The following is a 19,886-nucleotide window of genomic DNA, read 5'->3' as shown; positions in this document are numbered from 1 at the left end:
TCCGCGCTCATCGCAGCACCCCTGCCGGGCCGGCCGCGCTGACCACCCGGTCGGGGTCGACCCGGACCCAGCCCACCCCCGCATCCCGCAGCCAGCGGGCGAGCAGCCGCTCACCCGCGGAGCCCTGCGGGTCGATGGTCAGCCACGCGGACGGCAGCGCGTCGGGCACGGCCGCCAGGTCCGTGCCGGGCAGCGCGACGATGGCGGACCGGTCGCCCAATACCCGGTCCACCAGGACGGGTTGGCCGTCCGGGCCGGGCAGGAGCACGAGGGGGAGGAGCGCGCCGCGTACGGCTCGGGGTGTGCTTTCGCGGATACGGGGTCCGGGCGTGAGGGCCGGGGTGCGGCTGTCGAGCAGAAGCTGCCGGACGGCCCGGGAGCGTGCGAGGCCCGGTACGAGACGGCCGCGCGCCAGCGTGGCGAGACGGCCGCCGCCGGTCATCATCAGGCCCATGGCCCTGGCCCGTTCGACCATCGCCGTCGCGTGCGGTCTGCGCTCGGCTTCGTAGGAGTCGAGGAGCCCGGGTGGGGCCTGCCCGCGCAGCACGGCCGCGATCTTCCACGCGAGGTTGTTGGCGTCGCGCAGCCCCGCGCACAGTCCTTGTCCGATGAACGGCGGCGTGACGTGGGCGGCGTCCCCGGCGAGGAAGACACGCCCCGAGCGCCATCGGCGGGCGACGCGGGCGCGGAAGGTGTACTCCGTGCACTTGAGCACGGCCAGCCGCTCGTCCGGGACGGCGCGCACCCACGGTCCGATCAGCCGGCGCAGCCGCGGCAGACCGGCGTAGTCGGCGGAGGTCTCACCGTCGAGGAGCTGGAACTCCCAGCGGTAGCGGTCGGGACCGATGCGCATGTACGTACCGGCCCGGTGGGTGTCGCACACCTGGTGCACGCCGTCCCACGCGTCGAGGTCGAGGTCGCAGCGGACGTCGGCGACGAGCCAGCGCTGCTCGAACCTGAAGTCGTCGCTGGTGAGGCCGAGCTGCCGGCGGACCGTGCTGTTGGCCCCGTCGCAGGCGACGATGCACGGGGCGCGCAGGTCGGCCCGGGTGCCGTCGGGGCGGCGGACGCGGGCTGCCACCGTCGCGCTGCCGGACGTGTCGAGGCGCAGTAGCTCGTGGCCGCCGAGGAGTGTCACGTGGGGGAGGCGTTCGAGATTGTCGCGCAGCAGACGTTCCAGGTCGGGCTGGTCGAACATGTTGGCCTGCGGGAGCCCGGCGGCCGTCGTGCGCTTGCGGGTGAAGGTGGCCAGCTCGCGGTGGTTCCCGTCGAGGAGCCGGAGCCCGAGCGCGGGCCGGGTGTGGGCGGCGAAGCGTTCGCCGATGCCGAGTTCGTGGAGGATCCGGTAGGTCTCGTCGTCCAGGTGGACCGCCCGGGGCAGCGGATACACGTCGTGATGGCGTTCGACGACCGCGACGCGCAGTCCCCGCCGGCCCAGCAGGGTCGCCACCGCGAGTCCGGTGGGACCCCCGCCGATGACGAGTACGTCCAGGTCGTCGGTGCCGGTCGCGGGCGGGACGTTCGGCGAGCTCACCGCTGTACCTCCTGCCTTGCGGTACGGGTGTCGGCCCCTTCGATACGGATGTCGTCCCCTCCGGTACGGACGTCGTCCCCTCCGGTACGGACGTCGACGTCGTACGCCCGCAGGACCGCGGCGGCCTCGCCGACCGCGCCCGGGCCGGTCAGCCGCACCGTCAGGCGGCCGTTCTCGTGGGCGACACCGACCTCGACCGCGCCGATGCCGCCTTCGGCGAGCTCGTCCCGGAAGTGCCGGGCCGCGGCCGTCTCGCGCAGCGCGGGCTTGAACGGCTTGCCGATGTCGGTGAGCGGGATCGCGTCGACCACCGTGATCAGCTTGGGGCGCGCCGCTGGTTCGCTGATGCGCTCGCCCGCCCAGGCCAGCAGCTCCGCCACGGTGACCTGCGCGGTGGCGAGCGAGACGAAGGCCACCGGGACCTCGCCGGAGGAGCGGTCGGGCCGGCCGACGGCCGCGGCCGCCGTGACGGCGGGGTGGCTCAGCAGCGCGTCCTCGATGACCGCGGGATCGATGTTGTGGCCGCCGCGGATGATCACATCCTTCTGGCGGCCCCGCAGATGGACCCGGTCGTCGACGACGCATCCGAGATCACCGGTGCGCAGCAGGCCGTCCACCACGACACCGTCCGAACAGACCCGTCGGCGGTCGCCGTCGCGCCGCAGATACCCGGCGAACACCGTCGGGCCGCCGATCACCAGCTCGCCGGTCTCGCCCGCGGGCAGCGGCCGTATCCGGCCGCCGGCTTCGTCGATCTCGGCCGCCGTCACCGTCTGGTAGGGCAGCCGCAGTCCTACGGAGCCGGTGCGGACATCACCGGGCAGGGTCGCCGACGCCGCGCACGTACCCTCGGTGAGTCCGTAACCCTCCAGCAGCTGAACGCCCGTGGCCTGTGCGAATGCCCGCCGTACGCCGTCCGGCAGCGGTGCGGCACCGACCACCGGTGCCTCCAGTGAGCTGATGTCGGCGTCGACCGGTACGGCCGCGAGGAATGCGTACACGGTAGGAACCGCCGACATGGCGCGGGGCCGGTAGCGCTCGACGAGCTTCCAGAACGACGCGTACAGGTCCGGGTCGCGGTAGCCGCGCGGACCGGGCCAGATCGACCGTGCTCCCGTCACCATCGGTGCCAGAGCGGTCACCAGGAGGGCGTTGACGTGGAACAGCGGCAGTCCGGCGACGATGCTCTGCCCGGTCCCGGAGCCGCCCGCGACGGCGAGGCTCCACGCCATCACCGCCTGGTTGCGGTGGGTGTGGGCGGCGACCTTGGGGGCACCGGTGGTGCCGCCGGTGTGGAAGAAGGCCGCGAGGTCGTCGGGGGCCGGCGGTGCGGCCGGCAGCTGTGCGGGGGAGGGCGGGCCGCTGTCCACGAGGTCGTCGAGCCGGACGGTGCGCAGTCCGGGGCGGCCCTCCAGCTCGGGTGCCGTGGCGCGGTCCTGGCCGTCGGGCGGGAGGGCGACGAGTGTTCCGATCCCGAGGCCGGCCGCGCTGTCGAGGAGCCGGGTCCACAGCGGCGCGTCGAGTTCGGGGCCCGCGGTGAGCAGGACGCGGGAGCCGGTCAGGCGGATGAGATGGGCGACGTGCCGGACATCGAGTGCGGCGTTGACGGGGGCCGCGATGCCGATGGCCTCGGCGGCCAGGGTGGCCGCGAGGAGGTCGCCGCAGTTGGGTGCCATCAAGGTGACCGCGTCCTCGCGGCCGGTTCCCAGGGCGTGCAGGGCGTGGGCGATCGCGTGCACGCGGTCGAGCAGCGCGCCGTAGGTGACCGTCACGTGCTGTTCTATCGCGGCCGGGTCGGGGATCCACAGGGAGCAGGGCGCGTCGGGCCACCGTTGTGCCGCGCGCACCAGCAGGTCGTAGGTGGTGAGCGCGAGGTCGCGGTCGCCGAGCGGTACGCGCTCGATGGCGTGAAGGTCCTCCGGCGATGTCAGCGGCGGGAGGCCGGCGGGCCTCACAGGGCGGACTCGTGGGACGGGCCGCGCACGATATTCGTCTGCTGGCCTAGATCGATGCCCCGCAGGGGATCGGAAATGGTCGCGGCGATCACGTCACCGTCCTTGAGGTAACGCGGGTTGCCGGCCTGCCGTTTGAAGAAGGCCCGCCACTTGACCGCCGGCGGGAGGAGGGCGCCGATCTTCTCCATCACCGGCCCCGGTGCCTTGAGGGCGGTGCCGCCCGGCGTGCCGGTGAGTACCAGGTCGCCGGCGTCGAGCGCCTGGAAGCGGGCGAGCAGCGTGAGCGCGCGGGCGGGTTTGACGAGCATGTCCGCCACGGTGCTGTCCTGGCGGATCTCGCCGTTGACGCTCAAGGTCAGGCGCAGCCGTTCCAGGGCGGCGAGTTCGGTGGCGTCGACCAGGGTGAGGAACGGGCCGACGGGGGTGAAGGTCGGGTAGGACTTGGCCTCGTAGAACTGGGTGCGGGTGAGCTGGATGTCGCGGGCGCTGACGTCGTTGGTGACGACGAGGCCCGCGACGGCACCGGCGAGGTCGTCCTCGCTCACCACGGTGCCGACATCGATCCGGCGGCCGATGACGAGCCCGAGTTCGACCTCGTGGTCGAGGAAACCGACGTGGTCGGGGCAGCGGACGGTGTCGGTGGGGCCGCAGACCGAACCGGACGCCTTGCGGAAGAACGCCGGTGGCACCGTGTCGGGGTCGATGCCCGAATCGCGGGCGTGGCTGCGGTAGTTGACCATCTGGGCGACCACTCGCGCCGGGACGGTGACCGGAGACAGCAGGGTGACGTCGTCCGGTTCGGGGCCGTCGGGATCGGGGGCGGCGACGGCCCTGTCCACCGCCGGCCGGTCGGCGAGGAGTTCCGCGGTGGTGGTCGCGGTGGTGCTGATCCGGGTCAGCCGGCCGTCGTGCTCGATCCACCAGCCGTCGTCGGTGCGTGCCACGTTCGTGCTCATGCCGCCATCGCTTTCGCCAGTGCCTTGAGAGTGTCTTTGTCGATCTCGTTGGTCTTGTCGCCCAGCGCCTTGAGCAGGGCCGCGACCATGCCGGGGCCGGGGGTGCTGCCCAGGAAGTCGCGGGAGACGGGCGGGCCCCACTGGGCGAGACCACTGGCGCTCATGGGCGCCCAGCCGGGTTCGAGCGAGGAGTCGAAGAGGTCGCCGTCGGCGTAGTGCTCGACCATCATCCGGTCGGGATCGCGCCAGTAGTCGAAGATCTGGCTGCCCTGGATGTGCCGGCCGACGCCCCACACCCGCCGGTAGCCCTGCTCGGTGAGGTACTGCCCGCCCGCGGCCACGGCGTCGAGGTCGGTGACCTGGTAGGCCGAGTGCACGTATCCGGTGCGCGGGCCCAGGTGCATGGCGAGCGTGTGGTGGTCCGCCGGAATTGACCCCAGGTCGCATCGCATGAACGCCATCGTCGGCCCGCGGTCGCGCAGGTCGTCGAGGTACAGGAAGTCGCTCACGATCAGACCGAGCGCTTCGAGGTACCACGACAGGGCCCGCCGGAACCTGGTCGTCTCCAGGACGACGTGCCCGAGCCGCTGCACCTGCGCCGCGGCGCGCGGGGGTCGCTGCGGCGTGTTGAACCGGACCGGTCGCGTGCCGCAGTTCAGCTCCAGCGGGTCGCGTTCCGGCAGGGCGGCCGGCTCCTCCAGGCCGGCGACGACCCGCACCGGGAACCCGCTCGGATCCGGGAGCCGGACGGCCTGGCCGCCGCCGAGCGGGAGGACGTTCGCTCCGGCCCAGCGGGCCAGCCGCCGCACGTCGGCGACCGATTCCGCGAGGAACGTCGGCCCCACGAAGCGGGCGGTGCGCCCGCGGCGGACGACCAGGCACGGCAGGGCCGAGAAGGTGCCGCGCAGCGCGAGCCGGTCCGGAGTGCGCTCGTGGACGGCGAACCCGAAGTCGCGGGCGAACCGTTCGGCACGGTCGAGGTCGGGCTTCACGAATTCCAGCCAGCCGAGCCCGACCACCTTGATCACGGGGTTGCGGGCCCGGCCCGGGTGCTCCCCGCGCAGCGCGCCCAGCTCGCTGTGCAACCCATGATGGACATCGGCCTGCCCGGCTCCGGTCTGCCCGGCTCCGGCCGGTACGTCGATCTCGATCACCGTTCCACTCCCGTCTCCTCGGTCACCCTTCAACCCCTGTCTGCTTGATCACCGATCAACTCCCGTCTGTGCGTCGTCCGTTGCCGTGTCCCGCGGAAGCGTGACCGTCAGGAGGTCGCGGCCGACCGACACCCGCCCGGTGAACCCGCCGCGGCGGACCTCGGCCTCGTACTCGGCCTCCTGCTCCGGCGACATCGGCTCGGGGATGAGGTGGGTCAGCACCAGGTGGGACACGCCGACGCGCTGGGCCATCGCCCCGAGGGCCACGGTGTCGGCGTGGTAGCTGAAGATCGTCTCGAAGGGCGTGTCCCGGACGAACTCCGCGAGAGCCGTGCTCCGGCACGCCTCGTGCACCACGACATCGGCTCCCTCGGACAGTGCCGCGACCTCCTCGCACACCCGGGTGTCGCCGGAGACGACGACCACGCCGTCGGGGGTCGTGATCCGGTAGCCGACGGCCTGCTCGACCGGTTCGTGGCGCACCCGCACGGCCTCGACGCCGACCCGGCCGCACGGACTGCGCCAGACCTCCGTCGCCCTGGCAGGCAGCGCGAACCAGTTTCCGGCCACCTCGGGCGGATGCTCCTGCACATGGCGCATCCGCACCTCCACGTCGTACGCGTTCGCCGTCAGCGCCCGCTCGACGAAGCCGGGGGCGTGACCGTCGGCCGCCACCACCGGAAGCGGGCCGGTGCCGTGAAGGTGGTTCTGCACCCACCGGGTGTGCGCCAGATCGACGACGTCGCTGACGTGGTCGCTGTGCAGGTGGGTGAGGAACAGGGCGGCCAGCTGGTGCGCGCCGATCCCGGCCTGGGTCAGCCGCATCAGCGTGGAGCGGCCCGCGTCGAATTGCAGGTGCACCTCCTCGTGGCTCACCAGGACACCGGGTCCGGCCCGTTCCGCACTCGGGAACGGAACACCGGTACCGGTCAGCGTCACGGTGGTCGTCATCGCCGACTCCTCTCGCCTCGAGCGACTGCACTCCAAATATGGTTGACACATCAGAGCTGATAAATCAATCATCTTTGTAGGCGGTCCGCCGGGATGCGCACCGTCCGCGCCGTCGGGCCGCACGATCGGCACGTCCCTACCGAGCCGTTCCGACGGCCGGCGTCCGAACCCGTCGGCCGTCGCCGTTAGTCGTCATCCGACGGCCGACGGCCGACGTCCGACGGCCGACGGCCGACGATGCACCAAGGCAGCTGACGGCCACCCCGGACAGCCGATAAACCGCCTCGACGCTCCCGTACCGAAACCGCGCGACGGCCGCCCGGCCACCCGACGACGGCAGGAGAACGCAGTGCCCGACGCAGGCAACGCACACACACCGGTGCCCGGCCCGCCACGCCGTGCGGCCGACATCGCCCGGCACGTCGTCGACGCGATCGCCGCGCCGGCCGCGTATCTGGTCACCGAGTCCCGCTGGGGCCCCGAGCGGGGAGCGGTCGTCGCGCTGCTGGTCGCGCTCGCGGTCGCGGTGGTGCGCCGCCGGCGCGGCGACTCGCTGTTCGTCGTCACGGTGTCCACCACGATCGTGGCGTTCCACAGTGTGAGTGCCATCGCCTTCGGCGAGGGAAGGGCCTTCTACTTCCCCGAACTCGTGGTCAACGCGGCCGGACTGGCCCTGTGCGTGGGCTCCTTGCTGGTCGGCCGCCCGGTCACGGAACCGGTGTGCCGCAGGGCCCGGGTGGAACCGGCGCACACGACCGGAGCCCCGACGGCCCGGCGCCGTCACCGCCGCCTGACCGGCGCCTGGGCCGTGGTGTGGCTGAGCCACCTCGTGCCGCTCGGCTACCTTTACGCGGCCGACTCGGTGGTCGGTCTCACCCTGGTCAGCGCGCTGTTCGCCAAGCCGACGCTGCTCGCCATGGCCGCGCTCACCGTCGTCCTCGTACGCCGCGCCGTACGGGCCCACCCGGACGTCGCCGGGAATCCGGTGGGAGACGGGAACCCACCGGGAAAGACGTTCGCCCCCGCTCCCGATCCCGCCCCGGCACCCGCCCCTGTCGCACCCCCTCGAAAGGACCAGCCATGACGAACTCCAAGATTCTCCAGCACGCCGCCGAGGTGTGGTCAGGCCGCCGTGAGCCGACCTCCCTGCTCGAAGCCGCGCCGACCGAGGCTGAGGAGGTGGCCGACGGAATCCTGATGGTGCCCGGCTTCGGACACGCCTTCGCGCTCCGGCACGCCCACGGTGCCGTGCTCTTCGACACCGGCGCCGCACTGTTCGCCGACCGGCTCCACGAACAGGTGACCGCCTGGGACGCCGGGCCGGTCACCCACGCGGTCTACTCCCACGGCCATGTCGACCACGTCGGAGGCCTGGGGCGTTTCGACGCCGAGGCCGACGCGCAGGGCCTGCCGCGGCCGGTGGCGGTCGCGCACGAGAACGTGCTCGCCCGGTTCGAGCGATACGCGCGCACGCAGGGCTACAACACCGTCATCAACCGCCGCCAGTTCCGCATCCCCGACCTGGTCTGGCCCGCCGAGTTCCGGCAGCCGGACGTCACCTTCGCCGACACCCACACCCTCGAGGCCGGCGGACTCCGGCTCGAACTCACCCACCACCGGGGCGAGACCGACGACCACGTGGTCGGCTGGCTCCCCGAACAGCGGATCCTCTTCCCCGGCGACCTCTACCTCGGCGTGGCGCCGAACGCCGGAAACCCGCAGAAGGCGCAGCGCTACCCCGTCGACTGGGCCGCCGCGCTGCGCTGGATGGCCACGCTCGACGCCGAGCTGATGCTCGGCAGCCACGGCGTTCCCGTCGTCGGTGCCGCACACGTCCGCGAGGCGCTGGAGAACACCGCGCGCTACCTGGAAACCCTCGTCGAGCAGACCATGGCCTGCCTCAACGACGGGGCGACACTGGCCCAGACCCTGCACCGGGTGCGGGTACCGCAGGACCTGGCCGCGCTGCACTACCTGCAACCCCTCTACGACGAGCCGGAGTTCGTCGTCCGCAACGTCTGGCGTCAGTTCGCCGGCTGGTACGACGGCAACCCCGCCCACCTCAAGCCCGCCACCGACGAAGAGCTCGCGACCGAGCTCGCCGACCTGAGCGGCGGCGCCCAGGTCCTCGCCGACCGCGCCCTGGAACTGGCCCGTGCCGGTTCCCACCGCCTGGCCTGCCACCTCGCCCAACTCGCGGGCGACGCCGCCCCCGACGACGCGGCCGTCCACACCGCCCGTGCCGAGGTGTACGCGCTGCGCGCCGCCCAGGAGCGCGGCACCATGTCGACCGGCATCTTCGGCTGGGCCGAGGCCGAGTCCCGGGGCATCCTCGCCGGCACCGACGCCATGACCGAGATCGCCTCGGCGGCGCAGGGCCACCACTGACGTCGGGGAGTTTGATATCGGGGAGTGCGATGCCGGGGCCCGCCGGCTCATCGGCGGGGCCCGACGTGAGGAGTGCGGGCGCCGCACCGCTGGTTCGTCGCGGTGTTCCGGGCCGGCCTGCTGGTCCTTGCGGGCCTGCTCGCCGCCCAGGCACCGATCCCGCCGCCCAACGACAATTCCATGCGTCTTCGACACGGCGGTCTGTGCGTTCCCGCAGTCGGAAGTGTCCCGCGGGCAAGAGCGGGACACCGGCGAGGCGTTCGCGGTCGACGGTGAAGCGCTGCGATGTCGTGAAGCAGCCCAGCGCCGCTCGCGGGACGCCTGCACCGACGGGAGACGCGAGCCGACATCGCATGGGGCTGGCCGGTGTCGTCGCATTCCGACAGACTCGGCCGATGAACGCGGCGACGGGGGAGCGCATGGGCGGCCGGGCGGTGCTGGTTGCGGTCGAGACGTACGGAACGGGGGGTGCCTGGGATCTGAACGGACCGGTGCGGGATGCGCTGGCTCATCGCGCGTGGCTGCTCGAACAGGGATTGTCCGCAGAGGCGATCACCGTCCTGGCGTCCCCGCTGCCGACGAGCCGGGCCCTGCTCGCAGAGGCGGGTGTGGACTGGCGGCCCGCCGACCGGGAGCAGGTGCATCGAACCCTCTTCCGGGAAGTGGCCGCAGCGGCCGACGACTGGCTGTTCGTCGCGTGGTCGGGGCATGGCCTGGTCGACCTGGAAGGACGGCGCAGGCTGGTGTATGCCGACGCGATCCCCACCGATCTGCGCTGCCTGGACCTGGACGGCGCGCTGGCGGCATACCGCTCCGACATCGCTGCGGGACACGCGCGCCAGCTGTGGTTGATCGACGCCTGCCAGACCTTCACCGACGTGACGAGCGTGGGCCATGCCCTGCGGCCCGACCCGGTGCCGCGCGGACGCCTGCGTCGAGTCGACGGGCAGCATGTGCTGTTCGCCTGCGGGCCCGGACAGGTCTCCACCGGTGTCTTCAGTGCGGCGGCCCTGGAACTGCTGCGCGTCCACCCGGAGTGGCGGTACGACAGCGCCCCGCTGGCCGCCGCCCTTCGTGAACGGTTCCGCGCGCACGGCCCTCACTCCCCGGTACCGACGACGCTGTGGTCAGAAGGCGGCGGCGACGCGATCCACGCGGAGGCGGGCCGGGCGGCCCCGCGCAGACGGCTCGAGCTGGCGGACTACCACCGCCTGCTGGGCGCCCTGCAGACCGTACCGATCATGCAGGACCCCGGTCTGCGCGCCGTGGTCATCGGTCATCTGCCTCCGGACATCTGTACGTCGGTGCCGCGTAACGCGGTCGCGCGGGTCGAGATGCTCGAGCTGATCAGGACCTGCGCGGCCTTCCGGCACGGGCTGTGGCACCTGTGGGGGGCCATGTCCCTGGTGGATGCGGGAACGGTGGAGTTCAACGACTTCGAAGCGGTACTGCGGGATTATCCGGAGTGGTTCACGGCACCGTGATCAGCCAACCGGGCCGCGATCCTGGCCGGTTGGCGATGTTTCCGCCGCCGGGGCGTTGGGTCATGATGTAAAGGCGGATCGTTCAGGGCTCTGACTGTTTCGGGGGAGGTCTACCGCAGGATGCAGAATCCGGAACCTGACATAAGGTCGGACCTGCCCGACTTGAACGACGTCTCCCTGGAGGAGCTGCGTACGCACGGCGGCCTCGAGCGGGAGAGGGCCAAGAGACGCTTGCTGGAGGCCATCGGCGGACCGGCAAGGAGCGCGTCACCAGGGACTGACGACTCCTGGACGGCCTGATGGCCCGGACCGGGGCGGCGGGGGAGGCGGAGCCGTTGCACCGGCTCACCGCCCGGGACCTCGAGAGTCTGGCGCGCGGAGGGGGCGAGGCGAGCGCGCTTGCCGAACTCGTGCGGGCCGAGCACAGCCACCGGCTGCTGCTCTTGGACGTACTGCTGGACACGCTCGCGCGGCTGGACGGGGTGGCAGGCCCGCTGCCCGCTCCGGGGCGGGCCTGGGATCTGTTGGCAGCCGCGCAGCGATGGGCCCCCGAGGCCGTGCGGGAGCTGCTGGACTTGCCCGAGACCGGTCTGTGGGCCGGACAGTTGCTGGACAGACTGCATCATCCACGTCCGCACGACCTGCCCCTGTGGGCCGACGTGGGACACCTGCACTGCCTTGCAGCCGTGGCGGCCTCGCGCGCGGGCCTCGACTTCTCCTTCCCGCTGCCCTGCGTCGGCGGCCGGGTCGAACTCCCCGCCCTCGGTCAGGTCCGGCTGCCGGCCCGCACGGCACAGGAGACGGCCGTGCTGGCAGCGCGCGCCGGAGCCGTCACGGTGACGTCCCCGGGTGGCACGGTACGAGTGCCGGACGAGCCGGCCCGCCCCGGGCCGGGGTGGCTGCCGCTGCGGCACGTGAACTTAGGGCTGCCGGGCGGCGAGCCGTTCCGTCTGCTCCTTGACGACCTCGGCCGGCATCGCGTAGCCGCACGGCCGGCCGGTGCGGCCCGACGGCTGGGCCCGGAAACGGCGACTCGGCTGATCCGGTTGGTGCAGGAAGGCGCCGAGCTGCTGGCCGAGGCCGATCCGGTGTCCGCCGTGACTGTCGCGGCACTGCTGCGCACCATCCAGCCCATGGCGGCGCACGAGGCGTTCCGGGTCCGCAGCGCGAGCAGCTCGTACGGCGTGGGCGGGCTGGCGTTGTCCCTGCCCGAGTCCCCGTCGGCCTGCGCCGCGGCTCTCGTCCACGAACTCCAGCACAGCAAGCTCAATGCGCTTTCCCATCTTTTCCCGCTGGTCGAGGAAGGGCCGGGGCCGGGGAGGCTGTACTACGCACCCTGGAGAGACGATCCGCGACCGCTGAACGGAATGCTGCAGGGCATCTATGCGTTCACCGGCGTCGCCCGCTTCTGGAGTGGCCGGACGCGGCTGCCGGGCGGCGCGCACGACCCGCTCGCGTGGTTCGAGTTCGCCCTGTGGCGCGGCCAGTTGGTCCGTGCGTTGTCCCAGGTCGGGACGGACCCCGAACTCACCCGGACGGGTGTGCGTCTGGTGGAGGAGGTGCACACGGCGGTGGCGGGCTGGGCGGACGACGTTCCCGGGGGTGAGCCCGCCCGCGAGGCCGTACAGCTGGCCGGACGACTCGCTGCCGACCATCGTGTGCTGTGGCGGCTGCATCACGTACGGCCTTTCCCCGGCGACATCGAGGCGCTGGCCGCGGCCTGGCTGACGGGTGCCGCGCCGCTGCTGCCTGCCCGCCGCCAGGAGGTGACGGCCGAGCGCCGACAGCACCACCTCGATTCGCGGGCCGTGCTGGCCCGTATGGCGCTGCTCGACCCGGCGTCCCTGGACAAGCTCCGCGACGCGGTGGACGACGACGGCGTACCCGGCGTCACCGGCGCGGACCCGGCGGACGTCGCCTGGGCAACGGGCGACCCCGTCGCCGCCGAGCACGCCTACCAGCGCACTCTCCTCGCCGCCTCCGCCCCACCGGCCGCCTGGGCCGGGCTCCGGCTGACCCTGGACGAGACCGGCCGCAATCCGTCGGCGCTACGCGCGCTGACCGCCGTACCCGAAGTGGTGAGGGCGGTCGCGCGGCAGCTGCGCGGGCGGACCGGGCAGACGGCGGACCCCGTCGGACTCGCCCAGTGGCTGGGGCGTGCGCTTGCCGAGGACGCGACGTCCGGCGAGGACCGGGCCGGCCTGTGACCGGGCCTACAGGTACATCGGGTCGATGTCGCAGTTGGCCCGGCGCCACTCCAGAGCGTCCTGGTACGCCGGATGGTCGGCGCCGAGGGTCTCCTTGATCGCCGTGCAGGCCTCCCGGTGCAGGGCCTGCGCCTCTTCCGTCTGCTTCAGGGCTCGCAGGTCGATCGCCAGGTTCACCTGCAGCACCAGCGCGGTCGGATGGGTATCGCCCAGCTGCTCCTGCACCTTCTCCAGGGTGCGCCTGTCCAGTGCGTGCGCGCCGGTGCTGTCCCCCTGGGCGAACATGTCATTGGCCAGATTGACGGCAGTGGCCAGAGCATTGGGATGGGTCTCGCCGAGGAGTGACTCGAACCGGGCCAGCGCCGACTCGTTCAGCTTGCGGGCCTCGTCGACCCGGTTCAGCTCGCGGAGGGTCACGGCGAGGTCGGCGTCCGCCGAGACGGTCTGCGGATGGTCGGCGCCGAGGGTCTCCTTGTAGAGGTCGCGGGTGCGTTGGCAGCGCTGCACGGCTTCCTGGAGCTTGCCGGTCTGACGCAGGTCGATGGAGTAGTTCAGCGAGATCTGCAGCACGTCGGGGGCCCGCTCGCCGTACCGTTCGGTCAGTGCCGTGAGCGCGATGTTGGTGTTCTTGGCGGCCTCCGCGTGCAGGCCCGCCTTGCGCTGGGCGACTCCGAGCCGGGCCTTTGACCGGTAGGTCTCCAGCTGGGTCTCGCCGAGCAGGGCCTGGGTTTTGTCGGCATTCTCCGTGCACATGCGCAGGGCGCGGTTGTACTCGCCGAGTTCCTGCCGGTCGAGTGCCACCGATGCCTCGGAGGCCAGTGCCTGTGGGCTGTCGGCACCGAACATCTGAACCCGCAGCCGCCAGACGTTCTCGTCCAGCTGCAGCGCCCGACGGTAGTCGCCGTGCACGCGCAGGCACACGGCCAGGTTGAAGGCGTGCGTGAGGGTGGTGGGGTCGTCGTCCCCGAAGGACCGGACGGCGTGGGCGTACACGTCCTCGTCATATTCCAGTGCGCCGCGGAAGTCCCCGCTCACCCGGCGGTCACTGGCCACCTGGCCCTTGACCTTGAGGTACTCCTCCTCCATCTCCGGTCCCGCCGCCGCCAGGGTGGTGAGCATCCGCTCACCGAGCTCGGAGGCCTCGGCGTAGCGGCCGACCCGCCACAGCACGAATCGCAGGCGCTGGCCGATCAGCAAGGTCTGAGGGTCGTCCTCGCCGAATTTCTCGAGCCACTCCTTGTGGACCTGGCCGGTGAAGTCCAGGGCGGCGGCGTGGTCTCCCCAGCGGTAGAGGTACTCGGCCACGTTGTGCACCATTTGCCGCACATTGCGGTTGGTCGACGTAGTGGCCTGCGAGACGATGACGTGGGGGAACAGCTCGCCGAAACGGGGCCAGTTCTGCGGGTCGCGGGGGTTGTTCGGTGCGTTGGCCGCGAGCAGCAGATGTGCGCCGTGCTGGAAACGTTCGCGCCGTTCCACCGACATCCGTGCCACCAGTACGGCCTGTACCAGGCGATGCATCTGGATCGAATTGGTACGGTGGTCGATTTTCGCCAGTGAGTAACGGCTGATCTCCCGGATGGCCCGGCTGAGCCGGATCGGGTCGGCGAAAATGAGATCCAGTTCCGGGGCGATCGGTTCGGCGACCGAATTGGAGAAGAATTGCCGGGAGATGGGTTCCGGTGCGAAGTAGGAGCACAGCTGGAGCAGCTGAAGCGCTCCGGCGTTCTTGGTTTCCACATGGTCGAGGGAGACATTCCAGGCGGTGGCGACCGTCTCCTCGTACTGGGGCGGTGGTGAGACCGCCATCAGCTCGGCTCGCTTTTCTTCGAACACCCTCACATATTCGCCGGGCGGCATGCCGGTCTCCGCGCGCCACGCCGATGCCTGTTCCACGGCCAGCGGAAGATCCCCGAGGATGTCGGCGAGCATGTTCGCGTCGTCGTCGGCGAGGTCGGGGTTGCGCCTGCGCAGCAGTTGGATGCTCTCGTGGCGAGTGAACACGTCGACCTCCAGGGGGTGGGCCAGCGTGTTCCACTGAGGGTTGCGTGAGGTCACGATGACCGAGCCGGCGGGCCCGCCCTCGGGAGCGCTCGGGAAATACTCCTGAACGGCATTGGGGCTTTCCGCGTTGTCGAACACCAGGAGCCACCTGCTGTACGGGTGGCCGGTGCGCAGTGCTTCCAGCACCGCGGGAACGGCGGTGATGGCTTCGGGGGTGACACGCAGATGCATGCGGCGGGAGAGCTCGACGAATGCCTGCTGGATCTGTGTCGGTCGCTCCGCCGGGATCCACCACACCAGATCGTATTCGGAGGCGTGCCGGTACAGGTACTCCAGTGCCAGCTGCGACTTCCCGACACCGCCCATGCCGTGCAGGGCGTGCGGGAGCACGGCGGTCGGTCCTGAACGCAGTCCCCGCTCCAAAGCGGACAGAAGTTCATCGCGGCCCGTGAACACGAGGTTTCTCGGTGGCATGTTCCCCCAGACCGTCGGCTTGGGTGGCCGGGGGCCGCCTGCGGTCAGATCTGGTTCGTGTCCTCGTTCGGACGAGGCGGGAACCGTGCTCACTTGTGTCTCTCCTTTTTCTGAATCTGTCAGGCCCCCCGAAGTCGCTGGGGCGAGAGGGGAGCCGTCGTGCGCCGATCGTGGCGGACTGTTCGTGAACGACGAGTCCGCCGGATCGGGTGCGGAAGAGGGGCTTTCGGGGGACTCGTCGGCCGGACCGGCGCGCCCGCGGGCGAGCGGCGACCTCTCCTCCAACGAGTCCAGCTCCCTGGCGCGGTGGGCGTAGGGCCCGTTCAGCGCGTGCAGGACGGCGCGCTCGACCTGCCTGAACTCCCGGTCCGAGCCGAAGGCGGGGGCCGCCCGTACGTCGTCGCCGTGCAGGAACGACAGCAGATCCCGGGCCGCGGCGCTGCGCGGGGCCATCAGCTGCGCGGCATGTTCCATCGCTGTCTCGGTGGTGTCACGCGTGCCGTACGCCAGCAGTTCTTCGCGCACGCCGGGCTGGAACACGAAGGACGCTCTGTCGTCGGCGTACCAGAGCAGTGGTGAGACCAATCCGCTGATCAGGAACTCTGCCATGTGCTCGGCACCGGAGTGGGGCATGGTGCGGTGCCGGACCTGATCCATCGTGGGCAGGTCGAGCTGGACGGCCGCCATGTGTGTGGCGAGCTGGAACGACTCGGGGGAGGCCCAGCCGCGGAACGTGGCGACCCGCTGGGCGGGGTCGGCGGGCGGGACGGGGAGAGGAACGAGGGGTCGTGTGCGGACGGTGGTGATGACGGCCGCGAGCTCGACCTCGCGGGGTTCGGCGCCGCCCACGAACCGGGCCCATGGTTCCAGCCAGCTCGCGTCCAGTTCGAGCACGGGCACCGCCACCGTCGCACGTGGGGCGACGCGGGAGTAGAGAACGCCGGAGAGGGCCTCGGCCGGCTCCCACACGGGTGTGCGGCCGACGGTCCAGGGACTCGACGCCCGCAGCCTGACTCCGGTCGGGTGCAGCCCGGTACGGTGCCACAGCCGCTGCGGCAGCAGGTGCAGTACGGTCACCGGCTGCCGCCTGCCCCACAGGGCGAGCAGACGCTGCGCCGCGCCCGAGCGCCAGGCCGGCGCGCAGCCGTCCGTCAGGACGAACATGACGGAGCGCCCGGTCGGGTCGACGAGACTGCGAGCCGAGGCGGGCCGGGTTCCGGGAACCGATCCGGGCGGGGACAAGCGGGCCTCTTCGGCGGACGAGGCGTCCAGTGACAGCACCGTGACGTCGCGGAAATGGCCGAAGCGGCGGGCGACTCGGGCGAAGCGCGCGATGTGCGTGCGCCACACCGCCATGTGCGGTGCTGTGTCCACCAGGAGCACGGCGCGCCAGTGGCGCTCGGCCGTCGGACGCAGTACCGGAGGCAGGGACGGGGCCAGCGCGATGCGCTCGGCGGTGGCTTCCTCATCCAGTTCGTGCCCGTGTGCGGAGGCCACAGCGGTACGGAAGGCACGCAGCGCACGCCCCAGGGCCCGGGTTCCGGTCGAGCGGCGGGTCGTCGGGGTGACAGGCCGATTCGCCGGCATGGACCCTGCCGTACGGGGCAGGGGCCAGGCGTGGTGCCCGGCGGTCGTCTCGTCCCCGCCCCAGGATGCGGATGCTTCGTGGATCGCCGGGCCCGACGGCATGCCGTCGGGCCCGGCGGGCCTCGTGGTCACGTCGGTCGTGGGCGGTGCGTCGGGTAAGGCGTCCTCGGGTGCGGGCAGCCAAGGGGTGGGCTCGGCGGCCGGTCCGGGCGGATCCTGCCCGGGTGCTCGGGCGAGGTCCGCGGTTTCGTCGGGTGGGCGGTCGTGCGCGGACGGGCTGGTGAGCCATCCGTGTTCGCTCGCCATCCACACCGCGTCGGCCAGCTCAGTGGGGTGCAGACGGGTGAGCGGCGTCGGTTCCTGGCCGGCCGGTGTGCGCGGCCCGTCCCGGCCGTGCACGGTCCGTCCGTCGGGTACCGGGGAGGGGTCGTGGGTCACGCCGGTGCCGCCTCTTCACCGCCCAGCGGGTGCCAGATGGCCTCCAGCAGATCGGTCCACTCGTCCGCGTCGTCACCTGTGGCCGAAGGAAGGTATTGACCCGAAGTCACGAGGTGAGCCGCATTGAGGAGTTGGTCGGCGGCGAGGGCGCCGACGCGGTCGCTGCGCCGAAGGAAATCACGCACCAGTTTCTCCTGGCGGGCGCCCAGTGTATCGCCGAAATGTGCGGCGACCAGTTCGCCCAGGGCTGCAGCGTCCGGATCCGGCATATCCAGCCGCAGGCATCGGCGCATGAACGCCTCCGGGAATTCCCGTTCGCCGTTGGAGGTCAGCACGATCACCGGAAAGGCGTGACAGCGCACCACGCCCTCGCGGACTTCCGCTTTCCCGCCCGGGTCGTCCGTGTGCACGACGGCGGTGGGTTCCTGCGATTTCGCCCTGATCAGCGGAGGGATTTCGTAGTACCCGTCCTCGAACAGGGTCAGGAGGTCATTGGGCAGGTCGATATCGCATTTGTCGATCTCGTCTATCAGCAGGACCCTGGGCAGCCGGTACGGCAGCAAGCCCGTACCGAGCGGTCCGAGCTGCACGAAGTCGGCGGTACCGGAGGGTACTTCCCCCGGGCTCTGCAGGGCCTGGGCGCGCCCTATGGCGTCGTACTCGAACAAGCCGGAGGCGAGCGTGGTGCGGCTGGTGACGGCCCAGTGCAGGACACGGCCGAGGCGTAACTCCCGGGCGATGCGGTAGGCGAGACCCGACTTGCCCACTCCCGGACGGCCAGTCACGAGAAGGGGCCTGCGCAGCAGCAGCGCCGCGTTGACCAGGCGGACCTCCTCGCGCCGCGGACGGCGGGGGGCGCCGGGCCGCCCGAGTCTGCGGTCGGCTTCCTCGTCGTCGGGTGGTTGCGGCATCGTGGGCGGGGCGGCGAAGGTACGCCACGGCGGTCCGGCGGGCCACGTGCGATCTTCGTACGGGGTGTCGGGCACCCGGTCACCCGTGCCCTTGTAAAGGGGTCCTCCGTTCTCCAGCGACGCGTTCAATCGGTCCCCCCTACAAAGGTGGCGGGAGCACTCGGTCCCCCGTCAAGAAGATGCTCAGGGTCGTCCCAGATCATGCCCATGGCACGAACGGTCGCCGGATCGTGCGCGAAGAGCCTGCCGGCGGCAGCGTCGGTCTTCCACTGTTGCGTGCGCCGGGGAAGAGCGGCCAGCCCTTCTTCGGCCAACGCTTCCCGCATCGCCGTACGCCAGGCGGGCGTGGCGGCGCCGTCACGTTGATACATCAGTACGGGCACTCCCAGGTCCAGGGCCAGGCTCACCTCTTGCATACCCAACTCGCCCTGGTCCCAGGGGGGTTCGCACAGCAGCATGCCGACCACATCATTGTCGCTTCCCACGGCGGCGTCCAGTCGTGTCAGGTGATGGTGGATCGCGAGCGCCGGCTCCGAGGCACACTCGTGTACAACGCGCCGTCCGTCCTCCGGGTTGCTCCCCGGTTCTTTTCGCTGAGCCTCGTTCTTCCGCCACTGTGTCCAGCGCGATCGCCACGCGCGGTGGAATTCCCGCCGCTGTATGCGATCAAGGCTGTGGACGGACACCCGGTAGGTGCTGAGCAAGGGGTTCTCGAATCCACGAGTGGGATCGCGGTCCCAGAACTCGACAGCCTCCGTGAGCAGCTCCAGTGGCAGAAAAAACTCCAGGGCCACGTTCTCGGCCCTGTTGTGCCACATCACCGTCATATTGGCCAGCAATTGCGCTACGGACGCCGGGAGTTCGTCGCCGGTGACCGGTCCCTTCGGCTCCGCTTCGGGCTGCCGTTGCAGTGCGGGGGAGTCGGCGTACTTCACGCAGGCCGCGACATGGTAGCGCGGTGGCCGCGGTATACGCCGACGACTGCTCGGCTGGGGGGCGCGGTCGCGGGCCACCCTGATGTAGAGCCGGATGAGCGGTGGCTCCGCCTCGTCCTCCTGCCGTCCATCGGCCGGGCCCGTGTCCGCGGTGCCGTCGTACGCGCCGTGAGCGGCGACCGCGACGGGGACGCGGGCGGCGCGGTGCGCCGACTGCAGTTCCCCGCGCAGGCTCCTGAGCCCGTCGTCACCCTTGTCCAGCCCCCACCGGTCGGCGAAATGGTCGTTCCAGGCTCGTAGCTCCCCCACGGAGGAGGCGAGGAGCGGGCTTACGGCCAGCCGCTCGAGCAGGTCCATGGCCGGTGGCAGGCCGCCGACGGGCGAGTTGAGGCCGGCCAGGTACACGAACGCCTGCCAGGGCGTGGCGCAGTACTGGGGCAGCACGTGGCGGCCGCTGGTCGACTCGGCCACGAGTGCGGCCAGTTCGGGCAGTCTGGGCTGGAGTGCCTCGCGCAGGAAACGCCAGTTCCTGCCCTCGAAGGTCTCATGGGCCCGCCACTCGTCCAGCAGCGGCTGCAACTGCCCGCCGAGCGCGGGAGCCACCAGTCCGGTCACCCTGGCCAGCACGGCCATGCCCCCGTGCCGCCCGGCGCAGGCGTGCACCAGGCTCAAGAACTCCAGATGCGGGGCGGGGTAGGTGTCCTGAGGCAGGCCCTCCAGAGCCTCGTCGATCATCTGTCGCCACAGCCGACGTGCACCCTCGGACATCAGGCCGCCCCCGGGTTCCTTCAGCACCGTCACGACCGCCTCGATGAGCTCGAGCTGTACGTCGTCGAATCTCTGTCTCGCCACGCGCGTTCCCCCTCGCACGGTGGTGGGCAAGCCGGGCAGCGTACCTGGTGTCACGC

Annotated in this window: 12 protein-coding genes; 4 read left to right on the top strand and 8 right to left on the bottom strand. The window is 71.4% G+C overall.

All coding sequences use genetic code 11. The features are described 5' to 3' along the window. Positions 1-7: 7 nt before the first annotated feature. From ACFV6E_RS07500 to ACFV6E_RS07480, 5 genes are read right to left on the bottom strand one after another with little or no spacing between them, the layout of a single operon-like run. Entirely contained in the window at positions 8-1,534 is a 1,527-nt protein-coding gene (locus ACFV6E_RS07500) for a bifunctional 3-(3-hydroxy-phenyl)propionate/3-hydroxycinnamic acid hydroxylase (protein WP_385459856.1), read from the bottom strand. Further along, positions 1,531-3,489, bottom strand: coding sequence for an acyl-CoA synthetase (locus ACFV6E_RS07495; RefSeq protein ID WP_385459854.1), 1,959 nt, complete (start codon positions 3,487-3,489; stop codon positions 1,531-1,533). Before ACFV6E_RS07495 ends, ACFV6E_RS07500 begins: the two co-directional genes overlap by 4 nt. Further along, positions 3,486-4,445, bottom strand: a complete 960-nt coding sequence (locus tag ACFV6E_RS07490; protein WP_385459853.1) for a fumarylacetoacetate hydrolase family protein — start codon at positions 4,443-4,445, stop codon at positions 3,486-3,488. The genes ACFV6E_RS07495 and ACFV6E_RS07490 overlap by 4 nt, the downstream gene beginning before the upstream one ends. Beyond that, entirely contained in the window at positions 4,442-5,599 is a 1,158-nt protein-coding gene (locus tag ACFV6E_RS07485) for a VOC family protein (protein WP_385459851.1), read from the bottom strand. The genes ACFV6E_RS07490 and ACFV6E_RS07485 overlap by 4 nt, the downstream gene beginning before the upstream one ends. 48 nt (positions 5,600-5,647) lie before the next feature. Continuing rightward, on the bottom strand, positions 5,648-6,550 hold the full coding sequence (locus tag ACFV6E_RS07480) for an MBL fold metallo-hydrolase (protein WP_385459849.1): 903 nt from the start codon (positions 6,548-6,550) through the stop codon (positions 5,648-5,650). Between the two features lie 349 nt (positions 6,551-6,899). Between ACFV6E_RS07480 and ACFV6E_RS07475 the strand changes: the two genes are divergently transcribed. From ACFV6E_RS07475 to ACFV6E_RS07460, 4 genes are all read left to right on the top strand, one after another. After that, a complete protein-coding gene (locus ACFV6E_RS07475; protein ID WP_385171533.1) occupies positions 6,900-7,634 on the top strand; it encodes a DUF3159 domain-containing protein in 735 nt (244 codons plus the stop codon). Continuing rightward, entirely contained in the window at positions 7,631-8,938 is a 1,308-nt protein-coding gene (locus ACFV6E_RS07470) for an alkyl sulfatase dimerization domain-containing protein (RefSeq protein ID WP_385459847.1), read from the top strand. The genes ACFV6E_RS07475 and ACFV6E_RS07470 overlap by 4 nt, the downstream gene beginning before the upstream one ends. A 395-nt stretch (positions 8,939-9,333) precedes the next feature. Further along, positions 9,334-10,422, top strand: a complete 1,089-nt coding sequence (locus ACFV6E_RS07465) for a hypothetical protein (RefSeq protein WP_385459845.1) — start codon at positions 9,334-9,336, stop codon at positions 10,420-10,422. A gap of 299 nt (positions 10,423-10,721) precedes the next feature. Then, entirely contained in the window at positions 10,722-12,629 is a 1,908-nt protein-coding gene (locus tag ACFV6E_RS07460; RefSeq protein ID WP_385459843.1) for an HEXXH motif domain-containing protein, read from the top strand. A 6-nt stretch (positions 12,630-12,635) separates the two neighbouring features. Here the strand turns inward: ACFV6E_RS07460 and fxsT are convergent, their stop codons facing one another. From fxsT to ACFV6E_RS07445, 3 genes are read right to left on the bottom strand one after another with little or no spacing between them, the layout of a single operon-like run. Next, a complete protein-coding gene (fxsT, locus tag ACFV6E_RS07455; protein WP_385459841.1) occupies positions 12,636-17,132 on the bottom strand; it encodes an FxSxx-COOH system tetratricopeptide repeat protein in 4,497 nt (1,498 codons plus the stop codon). Beyond that, positions 17,129-18,172 carry an AAA family ATPase gene (locus ACFV6E_RS07450; protein WP_385459839.1) on the bottom strand — a complete coding sequence of 348 codons (1,044 nt, stop codon included), beginning with the start codon at positions 18,170-18,172 and terminating at the stop codon, positions 17,129-17,131. The genes fxsT and ACFV6E_RS07450 overlap by 4 nt, the downstream gene beginning before the upstream one ends. Continuing rightward, on the bottom strand, positions 18,169-19,860 hold the full coding sequence (locus tag ACFV6E_RS07445) for a hypothetical protein (protein WP_385459837.1): 1,692 nt from the start codon (positions 19,858-19,860) through the stop codon (positions 18,169-18,171). Before ACFV6E_RS07445 ends, ACFV6E_RS07450 begins: the two co-directional genes overlap by 4 nt. Positions 19,861-19,886: the final 26 nt, after the last annotated feature.

This window comes from Streptomyces sp. NPDC059785 (genome assembly GCF_042732375.1).
In the GTDB taxonomy this organism is placed as follows: Bacteria; Actinomycetota; Actinomycetes; order Streptomycetales; family Streptomycetaceae; genus Streptomyces.
Note: the sequence above shows the minus strand (reverse complement) of the source record. Positions and strands in the feature narration are given on the sequence as shown.

Coding starts and splice junctions, on each gene's coding strand:
- ACFV6E_RS07470 (WP_385459847.1), top strand. CDS start 7,631: ATGACGAACTCCAAGATTCTCCAGCACGCCGCCGAGGTGTGGTCAGGC.
- ACFV6E_RS07460 (WP_385459843.1), top strand. CDS start 10,722: ATGGCCCGGACCGGGGCGGCGGGGGAGGCGGAGCCGTTGCACCGGCTC.
- ACFV6E_RS07490 (WP_385459853.1), bottom strand. CDS start 4,445: ATGAGCACGAACGTGGCACGCACCGACGACGGCTGGTGGATCGAGCAC.
- ACFV6E_RS07465 (WP_385459845.1), top strand. CDS start 9,334: ATGAACGCGGCGACGGGGGAGCGCATGGGCGGCCGGGCGGTGCTGGTT.
- ACFV6E_RS07480 (WP_385459849.1), bottom strand. CDS start 6,550: ATGACGACCACCGTGACGCTGACCGGTACCGGTGTTCCGTTCCCGAGT.